We start from the raw sequence: 2,023 nt of genomic DNA on the forward strand, positions 1-2,023 counted from the left end.
GTGGGCACGTGCGGCTTCGCAACGGTGGGCGCGTGCGGCTTCGCAACGGTGGGCGCGTGCGGCTTCGCAACGGTGGGCGCGTGCGGCTTCGCAACGGTGGGCGCGTGCGGCTTCGCAACGGTGGGCGCGTGCGGCTTCGCAACGGTGGGCGCGTGCGGGCCGCCGCCGCTGCCGCCGCGGCGCAACTGCCCGCCGCCGCGTTGCTTGCCTACGCGCTGACGTCCAGCCGCGACGACTACGGAGCCGGGGGCAGCCCCGCCTTCGGCATGGCCTGCTGCGTCCTGTTCGCGCCGCTCGTGTTCCCGGTCATCGGCATGGCGCACGCCGCCCTCCTCGACCTCCCCGCGGCGGCGCTCGGCCACCTCGCGGCCACGCGGCTCGGGCGGGGCCCGGAGTGGGCGTGGTCGCTGGCCTGGCTGCTGCCGGCCGGCGGCGCGTGGGCGGCACTCTGCGCCGCGCTCGGCGCCCCCTTCGCCGCCTCGGCGCTGTGGATCGTGGGGAGCGGGGTGCTTCCCGTCCTGAACGTCGCGTACTGCGCCCGCCGCGCGGAACGCCTCGGCCGGCCGCTCCGCAAGGTGTGGATCATCTCGGGCCTCGCCTCGGTCCCGCTCGCGCTCGCCGTCTTCGGCATCGCCGTGCTGGCCACGGCGACCGGGCTCATCGAGGACTACGAGCCCCCGAAGCTCGGCCCCGGCCAGCTGGCGGGAGCGTGGCGGGACGCGGACGGGGGCGAGGAGCGGTTCCGGCTCGACGCGGACGGCCGGGCGTGGATCGCGGGCTGCCGCACCACCGGCGGCTGGGCCGTGGGCTTCGACGAGGTCCTCGCGCGGCCCAGTGTGGTGATCGCCCCGGAGGGAAAGGCCGACGCCGGTGCCTATACGGACGAGGACGGCGACGGTGACGGCGAGGGCGGCGGCTGCCGGACGCCGCAGGCGTGGCTCACGGGCGGCACGGCGGACGACCCCGAACTCTTCGTGACCGAGGGAGATCCCGACGCGCCCGACGTCATCGTGCTCCGGCGGCACAGGGACGGCTGACCCCGGGGTTCTCCGGTCGGCGGCCACCTCTCGTGGTCAGCGGCCCCGGTACGCGGGGCTGCGGCGGGCCACGAACGCGGCCACGCCCTCGTTCGCGTCGGCCGTGGTCATGTTGATCTCCTGGGCGGCCGCCTCCGCCGCGAAGGCCGTCGAGCGGTCCGCGTCCAGGGAGGCGTTGACGAGCTGCTTGGTCAGGGCCAGGGCGCGGGTGGGGCCCGTGGCCAGGCGTTCCGCCCACTGGCGGGCGCTCTCGCGGAGGTCTTCGGGCGGCACCACACGGTTGACCAGGCCGATGCGGTGGGCCTCGGCCGCGGGTACGGCGTCGCCGAAGAACATCAGCTCCTTCGCGCGCTGCGGGCCCACCAGACGCGGCAGCAGATACGCGCCGCCGCCGTCCGGCACGAGGCCCCGGCGGGCGAAGACCTCGATGAACCTGGCGTTCTCCGCCGCGATCACCAGGTCGCAGGCGAAGGCCAGGTGCGCGCCGATGCCGGCCGCCGTGCCGTTCACCGCCGCGATCACCGGCTTCTCGCAGTCGAGGACGGCGGCGATGAACCGCTGGGCGCCCCGCCTGATGGTGCGGGCCACGTCACCCGGCACCCGTTCGGCCGGAGCGGGGGCGCCGCGCAGGTCGGCGCCCGCGCAGAACCCCTTCCCGGTCGCGGTGATCACGACGGCCCGCACACCGGGGTCGCCGGACGCCTCCTCAAGGAGCGCGATCACGCGTTCGCGCTGGTCCCAGGTGACGGCGTTCATGGCGTCGGGACGGTTCAGCGTGATCCACGAGACGCCGTTGTCAGTGGCGTGAAGTATCAAGGAGTCAGGGGGATCGGCCGGGGCGACGGACCCGGGCCGCACGAGGGGATCTTGGCGCGCGTCGGGGGAGGCTGTCATGCGGGGGTGGCTCCGTTTCGTATGGGTGCGGGTGCGGGTGCGGGTGCGGGCGTGGGCGCCGGTGCGGGCTCGGGAAGGGGTGCGGGCGCGGG

Annotated in this window: 2 protein-coding genes; one reads left to right on the forward strand and one right to left on the reverse strand. The window is 75.7% G+C overall.

Annotated features, from left to right (window positions below; translation table 11 throughout):
* The first annotated feature begins 128 nt into the window (after nt 1-128).
* Complete coding sequence (locus tag AB8Z36_RS38800; RefSeq protein WP_369218065.1) at nt 129-1,037, forward strand: hypothetical protein; 909 nt, start codon at nt 129-131, stop codon at nt 1,035-1,037.
* Between the two features lie 36 nt (nt 1,038-1,073).
* On the opposite strand, the gene AB8Z36_RS38805 is transcribed toward AB8Z36_RS38800, so the two are convergent.
* Nucleotides 1,074-1,931, reverse strand: coding sequence for an enoyl-CoA hydratase/isomerase family protein (locus tag AB8Z36_RS38805; protein WP_369218066.1), 858 nt, complete (start codon nt 1,929-1,931; stop codon nt 1,074-1,076).
* Nucleotides 1,932-2,023 lie beyond the last annotated feature (92 nt).

This window comes from Streptomyces flavofungini, assembly GCF_041028215.1.
Lineage (GTDB): Bacteria > Actinomycetota > Actinomycetes > Streptomycetales > Streptomycetaceae > Streptomyces > Streptomyces flavofungini_B.

What these genes read in the sequence shown, in the direction of transcription:
- AB8Z36_RS38805 (WP_369218066.1), bottom strand. Translation starts at nt 1,931, where the DNA reads ATGACAGCCTCCCCCGACGCGCGCCAAGATCCCCTCGTGCGGCCCGGG.